Raw genomic sequence first — 8,346 nt, forward strand, 5'->3', positions numbered from 1 at the left:
GGACAAGATACATGTTAAACAGTGAGATAAAGAGTAAAATTGATAAACTATGGAATAATTTCTGGTCCGGGGGCATATCCAATCCCCTGACTGTAATAGAGCAGATATCCTATCTCTTGTTTATAAAGAGACTGGACGATATTGACAATACAAATGAAAAAATGGACAACAGGCTTAATAAGCCCCATACTTCGGTATTCCCGGAGGAGCTGATGAAGTGGAGCAGATTCAAGCGCCTGGATGTAAATGAAATGTTTGATGTGGTGTCACAGAAAGTGTTTCCTTTCATAAAAAATATGGGAGGCAAGGACTCCAGCTTTACTGCGGAGATGAAGGATGCGGTGTTCATGATACCCAAGCCCTCTCTGCTTCAGGAGTCCGTGAGAATCATAGATGGAATAAATATGGAAGATACGGATACCAAGGGGGATCTCTACGAATATCTGCTGTCCAAGCTTTCTGTATCAGGCGTGAACGGCCAGTTCAGGACGCCAAGGCATATCATAAGGATGATGGTGGAGTTAATGGATCCTACGGCAGAAGACAAAATATGTGATCCGGCCTGCGGGACAGCTGGATTTCTGGTAGGCTCCCTGGAATACATACTGGAGAAATACACAAGACCGGAAAGTGTTTTCACAGATGAAGAGGGGATTGTCCACAGGAGAATTGGCGACATGATGGAAAGCGGAGACTGGGAACATTTCAGGACTTCCATGTTTTACGGCTTTGATTTTGATCCCTCCATGGTGCGAATAGCTTCCATGAACCTGATGCTTCACAGTATAGAGAACCCCAATGTAGTGCAGAGCGACAGCTTGTCCAAGAGATATGAAGAGGAGAACAAGTATACGCTGGTTCTGGCAAATCCTCCTTTTAAAGGCAGTATAGACAAGGGTGATATAAGCAAGTCGCTGGCCAAAGGCGCAGGCACCACAAAGACGGAACTTCTGTTTATAAGGCTCATAAACAGAATACTGGATCTGGGAGGCAGGTGTGCGGTGATAGTGCCGGACGGAGTGCTGTTCGGCTCAACCAGGGCCCACAGGGAAATCAGAAAAAATCTGGTAGAAAACAATGCACTGGAAGGAGTTATATCCATGCCTTCGGGAGTATTCAAACCCTATGCAGGAGTTTCCACAGCTGTGCTCATGTTCACAAAGGGCGGCGAGACGTACAGGGTGTGGTTCTACGACATGACAGCAGACGGCTTTTCACTGGATGATAAGAGAAATCCTATAGATGACAGCGATATACCGGATATCATAAAAAGCTGGAAAAAAGTAAAAGCACACAGGACCATTGAACCGGACAAAGATGACAGGTGGTTCTGGGTGAAGAAAGAAGAAATTGCAGACAATGACTACGATCTTTCCATAAACAGGTACAAAGAAGTGGAATACGAAGAGGTAAAATATGAAGAGCCCCAGGTGATACTGGAGAAAATTGAAACTCTGGAAAAAGGAATACTGAAGGATGTGGCCGAGTTAAAGGGAATGGTGAAGCAGCATGAAGAATAGGAAACTGCCTGAAACGTGGAAAAAAATAAACCTTGAAGATTATATAATAACATTAGAATCTGGTAAAAGGCCTAAAGGTGGGGCTGTAAGTAATGGAGTACCTAGTTTAGGTGGAGAACATATAAATAATTTTGGAGAATTTAATATAAAATCTGATAAACTTAAATATGTGCCTAGAGATTTTTATGAAAAAATGAAATCAGGAATAATAAAAGAAGGTGATATACTAGTAGTTAAAGATGGTGCAACAACTGGCAAGGTTGCATTTGTTGATACTGATTTTATTTTACAGGAGGCATGTATAAATGAACATGTATTTTTATTAAGAACTAATAAAGATATATGTGGAAAATTTTTGGCATATTATTTAAGAAGTAATTTAGGGCAGCGGAAAATTTTAAATAATTTCAGAGGAGCAACAGTAGGGGGCATTTCTAAGGAGTTTATAAACTTTAATATGTTGTTACCACCTTTAGAAATTCAAAAGAAAATAGTCCAGATGCTGGAAAAAGCTGAAGATGCTTTGAAAAAGAAAAAAGAAGCCGTCAAGCTTCTGGATGAATTAGTCAAATCGAGATTTATCGAGATGTTTGGGAATCCTGTAAAAAATCCAATGAAATTGCCTAAAGTAAAATTAGAAAATCTAGGAGATTGGAAAACAGGAGGCACACCTTTACGTTCTGAAAGTAAGTATTATAATGGAAATATTCCTTGGCTATCATCAGGAGAGTTAAATAGTATTTATTGTTTCAATAGTGCAGAAATGATAACTAAATTAGCCATAAAAGAGTCTTCAGCAAAAATTATTGAAAAAGGAAGTTTACTACTAGGAATGTACGATACAGCAGCTCTAAAGTCTACAATTAATATGATTGAGTGTAGCTGTAATCAAGCAATTGCCTATGCTAAATTGGATCCGAGATTAGTAAATACAATTTATTCATATTATTGTATTCAGATTGGAAAAGATTTTTATAAAAGTCAGCAAAGAGGTGTAAGACAAAAAAATCTAAATCTTTCAATGATAAAAGGTTTAGAGATAATAATGCCAAATTTACAGTTCCAAAACCAATTTGCCGATTTTGTCAAACACGTCGACAAATTGAAATTTGAAATGGAGAAGACCTTAAAAAAATTGGAGGACAATTTTAATTCTTTGATGCAAAAGGCCTTTAATGGAGAACTTGAATTTAATTCACAATTAAAAATGGACAAGTAGTAGGTGATAGTTGACTTTTTTATTGTGATATTCAAATTAAAGACTTTGTATAAGGGTTTTGTTTATCCGAACGCTGCCATTGCTAATACTACCAACTTCCTAAAAAGTGGGAGATGGGAGATAAGCATTGTTACGCGTTTGGATAAGTTCTGCCCCTATAGGAGCAAACTCCATCTTAACTTAAGAATCACTTGATTTTAAACAGGTAAATTATGGGGTATAATATAAAAAGAGATGAATACCTTACGGGGTGATAAGGAGAGATATAATTGTGGGTATTGAAAGTATAGAATTGAGAAATTTTACTGTTTTCAAAAATTTTAAAGTTAATTTTTCGGAAGGTATAAATATAATAACAGGGGAAAACGGGACGGGTAAAACACAATTACTTAAAGCAATTTACGCAGATACTCAAATTTCCAAAAGTAAAAATATAGATGATATTTCAAAATATTTTAAGTCTGCTAATGTTAATGATGATTTTTTTGTTAAACAGCTTAAACCGTTGTTTTTGGGAGTAAAAGCTTCAAATGTCAGCAATAAATCAGATAAACATTATTTAATGGGGAAATTGAATTCTAATATTAATGGCAGAATTTCAACGTCTGGAAGTGACCACGAATGTTCATATGAGATATCATATCCATCTAAAGAAATTAATTGTGTATTTATTCCGGCAAAAGACATGCTTACCCATTCAAAAGGTCTTGTATCAATGGCTGATAAATTTCATGAATTTCCATTTGATAAAACATTGATTGATATTGTAAAAATAGCAGCTCAATGGCAGCTAAAAGAACCTCCCAAGATTGCATTAAAGATACTGCCGATTCTTGAAAAGATGATGGGCGGCAAGGTTGTCATTGAAAACGAGGAATTTTATGTGAAAAAAAATAATGGAGATATAGTTAATTTTGCAGTTGAAGCAGAGGGATTAAAGAAAATAGGATTGTTATGGCAGCTTCTGATGAATGAAAATATAACGGAAAATAGCGTTCTCTTATGGGATGAACCCGAAGCCAATATAAATCCTAAATTTATTCCGGATTTAGTGGAAGTATTAATTGAACTGCAGAAAAATGGCGTTCAAATTTTCCTCACCACGCATAATTATATTTTTGCAAAATATTTTGAAGTTAAGCGTTCTGAAAATGATGAAATCATGTATTATTCATTATATAAAAATGACGATGGTGTAAAATGTGAAAATAACAGCAGCTTTACGGATTTAAAAAATAACAGTATAATGGATACCTTTATTCAATTGTATAAAGATGAAGTTGAGAGGGCTATAAAATAATGGTGCAAATAGAAGAATCAAATATGATTTTTGGCGATTTTGAAAAAGATAAGGTATTTAAAATTGAAAAATCTAAGCTGTATAATAATGCAGTTAATGGCAATATACCATAATATATTAAAGACTGGGAGTTGAAAATTATGGTAGAAAAGCTTGCTGTTGAAATTGAACAGAAAATGATGAATTTACTTGATAATATGCAGATGGAGGAGCTTCATAAGGTTCTGATGGAAAAATTACAGAATATAGCTTTTATAGATGAGAACAATAAAGAGAATTTGAAAAACCAGGAAGCAGATTACTGCAGCATGTTTATCTGTGCAAAACGGATAGAGGGATGTTCGGAAAAATCCATCAAGTACTATAGATCAACTATAGGCAATATGCTGAAAGCATTGGATAAGCCGGTTAAGCATATTACAACGGAGGATCTCAGGCAGTACCTGGCAGAATATTATAATAGGAGCAATTGCAGCAAGGTCAGTATTGACAATATCAGGAGAATTTTATCTTCATTTTTTTCCTGGCTTGAGGATGAGAATTATGTTATAAAAAGCCCTGTGAGGAGGATTCATAAAATAAGAACCGGGAAGGTTATAAAGGAGATATATACAGATGAGAATCTCGAAATAATGCGTGACAATTGTAAGGAGATTCGTGATCTTGCAATTATTGATCTGCTGAACTCTACTGGAATGCGTGTTGGAGAACTGGTAAAATTGGATATTGATGATATAGATTTTAACGAGAGAGAATGTATTGTGGAGGGGAAAGGTGACAAGCAGAGGAGAGTCTATTTTGATGCAAGGTCAAAAATACATCTGCAAAATTATCTCAACAGCAGAGTTGATGGTAATAAGGCATTATTTGTATCACTGATAGAGCCATACAACAGGCTGAATATCAGCGGTGTTGAAATTAGAATGAGAGCCTTGGGAAGAAAGCTCAATATCAACAAGGTACATCCACATAAGTTCAGAAGAACACTTGCAACAAGGGCTATTGACAAGGGAATGCCCATAGAGCAGGTGCAGCACCTTTTAGGACATCAGAAAATAGATACCACACTTCAATATGCAATGGTAAATCAAAATAACGTCAAGATTTCACATAGAAAGTATATTGGATAAAATTTATATTAATTATATATTTTACAAATCGAGATTTATCGAGATGTTTGGGGATTTAGTTTTGAATAATTATAATTGGGAAACTGTTAAATTAAAAAACATTTGTATTTTGAAAAGTGGGGGAACACCAACGAGAAATAAGCCAGAATATTTTGAAGGTAATATTCCTTGGATAACTACAGTTGCATTAGGTAAAGATTTTATTGGTAAAAATGATGCTATAGAATTTATAACACAAGAAGCAATTGATAATAGTGCAACGAAATTAATACAAAGGGGAGCATTATTATTTGGAATGCGTATAGGAATAGGAAAAGTATCTATAAATATTGTCCCTATGTGTACCAACCAGGATATCATGGCAATAACTGAAATTGATACAGCTAAATATAATTTAATATTTTTAAAAAATGCTATTGAAGCTTATTCTAAATATTTTAATAGTCAAAAAAGAGGAGCAACAATTCAGGGAATAAAAAGTGAAATGTTAAAGAATATTAATATACCTATAGTTAAGTTTAAACTCCAAAACCAGTTTGCCGACTTCGTCAAGCAGGTCGACAAATTGAAATTTGAAATGGAGAAAAGCTTGAAAAATGGGTTATAATGTAAATCAACTAATGATACATATATTGGCATAGAAATAATCCCCATTAAAAATAGCATTGAGATGTCATTACTATTTGCTAAAATATATCGATCGGTTTATTATATATTTATAATTAATTTGAAAAGAATATATGCTGAATTTTATATTTAATATTTGCACTTTGAACTTTCAGATAAAATGACTTGAAGGAGATGTATTTTAAATGATAAAAATAGATACCGAAAAATGCATAGGATGTGGACAATGTGTCAGGGACTGTTTTCCCGGGTGCATAGAAATGAATGAAAACAGAGCAGAACTCAATGACAATTACTGCATCAGATGCGGCCACTGTATTGCAGTCTGTCCGAAGGGAGCCGTATCCATAGATGAGTACGATATGAAAGATGTAAAAGAGTATAGTGAAAAAAATTTTTCTGTGGATGCGGATAATCTGTTGAATTTTATAAAATTCAGAAGAAGCATAAGGCAGTTTAAAGATAAAAAAATTGAACAGAAAAAGATTGATAAAATAATAGAAGCTGGAAGATTTACTGAAACGGGGAGCAACGCACAGGATGTATCCTACATAGTTGTAAAGGACAATTTAAAGCAGCTTAAGGATCTTATCTTTGAAAGTATGGAAAGGCTGGCACATAGTGTCCTTGGCAGTAAAACCGTTGAAGCCAGACTGTACAGAAGATATGCAAAAATGTGGATGAAAATGTGCCAGGACTATAAGCAGAATCCTGAGAATGACAGGATATTTTTTAATGCACCGGCAGTGGTGGTTGTAACAGCTTCATCCCAGGTAGATGCTGCACTGGCATCGTCAAATATGGAGCTTGTTGCTCAGGCACTGGGAATTGGAGTTCTTTTCAGCGGTTTCTTCATAAGGGCAGCAAAGGAAAGCCGGGATGTTATTGATTTTCTTCAGATTAAAAAGGGAAGGGAAATTGTAACCTGTATGATGCTGGGATATCCTGATGTCAGATATTTTAGGACAGTTCCGAGAAAACAGGCAGAGGTAATCTGGAAGTAGTAAAATTATTATGCCCATTTTTTTAACCAACATATTTTGAAAAAGTGCAGAGGGTGTGTAATGTGAACAATAAACAGTATGAGACCAGATTAAGTAAATTCATTTCGCTTGTACTGAGACATAAACCACAGATAATAGGCAGGCAGATAGACAGAAATGGATATATGTCTGTGAAAGAGCTGCTGGATGGATTGAATAACCATGGATATAAAATTGATATGGCATTGCTGGAGAAGATAGTGGCCAGTGATGAAAAACAAAGGTATTCCTTTGATAATGAGAAGAGGAAAATAAGGGCAAATCAGGGACATTCCATAAAAGTGGATCTGGGATTGAAGGAAATTGTACCGCCGGATGTATTATATCACGGTACAGGAAAAAAATATCTTTCAAGTATACTGTCCCTGGGATTAATCAGAAAATCCAGACAGTATGTACATTTATCAAAAGACTATTCTACGGCTGTGAAGGTTGGAAAGAGGCATGGGGATCCCATTGTTCTAATTATAGCTTCAGGACAGATGTCGGAAGATGGATTCAAATTCTATCTATCTGAAAATGGCATTTGGCTTACTGATAGTGTGCCGGCTGAATACATCAAGCCGACTGAGAGATGATTATCAAGTGATTTTTAGGTTCAGATGGAGTTTTCTTATAAGGAATACTTTTCTCCATCTGAACCTTATTTGTGGGAGCTTAATTAAAGTAGAGCACTGTTATAGCTTCTCTGGGTATTCTGTTTTTAAACTCAAATACACCAATAATTTATATTCTGAGTATTACTTTATTATATATAAAGATTCTGCTATTACTGTATTGCATGTATAAGCGGTATAAAAATACCGTCTACGATCTCCGCTATGGCTTCATCGGATACGGGTTCCAGCTTTTTAATCAGCTCATACTGCAGAAGGTCAATAGGCAGTGAGATGATTCGGGGCGGCAGTTTTTCAAGACAGATTTCACCGCGAAGTTCTGCATTTTTCAAAATCATTATCATGGCCACCTCCATCTTGTTATGTTTGTCATGTGATCTCTGCTGGATGATTTGCGGTATGGATGCGATGATTCTGCGCCATATCACTGGCTCCATAATAAGTCCCCTAATGGTCTCCCTGCCGATTATTTTCAACGGTTCAACACGGGCATGCAGATAGGTATACACATCATCCCGCAGGTTCCCGGTATCCGGTATCTCATTTGTAATTTTAGGAAAATAATATTTACGCAGAGCGGCAATTACAAGTTCAGACTTATCGGGCCAGCGGCGGTAAAGGACAGATTTGTTTGTCCCCGCCCGTGTTGCGATACTCTCCATAGTCATATGAGTGTAGCCGGTTTCAGAGAGCTCCTCCCATGCAGCATGCAGAATCGCTTCTTCCAGAACTTCTCCTCGGCGGCGCGTACCTTTCTTTCGTTTATCCATGTTTATATCCATTCCTTTCGCTTAGCTCAAGGCACAAAACGTAATGAAAATATTTGGCTTTGAGCGAATTTTTGTTTTATTATTAAGCCATAGGGATTTCGGTACACTACAAATCACGGG

8 protein-coding genes are annotated in these 8,346 nt (G+C 36.0%); 7 read left to right on the forward strand and 1 reads right to left on the reverse strand.

The features are described from left to right. Positions 1-11 precede the first annotated feature (11 nt). The 7 genes from LN736_RS15300 (at position 12) to LN736_RS15330 (ending at position 7,417) form a co-directional block, all read left to right on the forward strand. Positions 12-1,520, forward strand: a complete 1,509-nt coding sequence (locus tag LN736_RS15300; RefSeq protein WP_150357147.1) for a type I restriction-modification system subunit M — start codon at positions 12-14, stop codon at positions 1,518-1,520. Then, a complete protein-coding gene (locus tag LN736_RS15305; protein ID WP_229981906.1) occupies positions 1,510-2,739 on the forward strand; it encodes a restriction endonuclease subunit S in 1,230 nt (409 codons plus the stop codon). The genes LN736_RS15300 and LN736_RS15305 overlap by 11 nt, the downstream gene beginning before the upstream one ends. A 271-nt stretch (positions 2,740-3,010) precedes the next feature. Further along, entirely contained in the window at positions 3,011-4,039 is a 1,029-nt protein-coding gene (locus LN736_RS15310) for an AAA family ATPase (protein ID WP_229981907.1), read from the forward strand. A gap of 140 nt (positions 4,040-4,179) precedes the next feature. After that, positions 4,180-5,169 (forward strand): site-specific tyrosine recombinase/integron integrase, encoded by a 990-nt coding sequence (gene xerA / locus LN736_RS15315; protein ID WP_229981908.1) that lies wholly within the window; start codon positions 4,180-4,182, stop codon positions 5,167-5,169. Between the two features lie 61 nt (positions 5,170-5,230). Next, the gene (locus LN736_RS15320; RefSeq protein ID WP_229981909.1) at positions 5,231-5,776 is read left to right on the forward strand and encodes a restriction endonuclease subunit S; all 546 of its coding nucleotides are present in this window, start codon (positions 5,231-5,233) and stop codon (positions 5,774-5,776) included. Between the two features lie 205 nt (positions 5,777-5,981). Beyond that, positions 5,982-6,800, forward strand: coding sequence for a nitroreductase family protein (locus LN736_RS15325; protein ID WP_229981910.1), 819 nt, complete (start codon positions 5,982-5,984; stop codon positions 6,798-6,800). A gap of 62 nt (positions 6,801-6,862) precedes the next feature. After that, the gene (locus tag LN736_RS15330) at positions 6,863-7,417 is read left to right on the forward strand and encodes an RNA 2'-phosphotransferase (RefSeq protein ID WP_229981911.1); all 555 of its coding nucleotides are present in this window, start codon (positions 6,863-6,865) and stop codon (positions 7,415-7,417) included. Positions 7,418-7,608: 191 nt separating this feature from the next. Here the strand turns inward: LN736_RS15330 and LN736_RS15335 are convergent, their stop codons facing one another. After that, complete coding sequence (locus tag LN736_RS15335; RefSeq protein ID WP_229981912.1) at positions 7,609-8,226, reverse strand: TetR/AcrR family transcriptional regulator; 618 nt, start codon at positions 8,224-8,226, stop codon at positions 7,609-7,611. Positions 8,227-8,346 lie beyond the last annotated feature (120 nt).

The organism is Clostridium aromativorans (assembly GCF_020908015.1).
GTDB classification, from domain to species: domain Bacteria; phylum Bacillota; class Clostridia; order Clostridiales; family Clostridiaceae; genus Clostridium_B; species Clostridium_B aromativorans.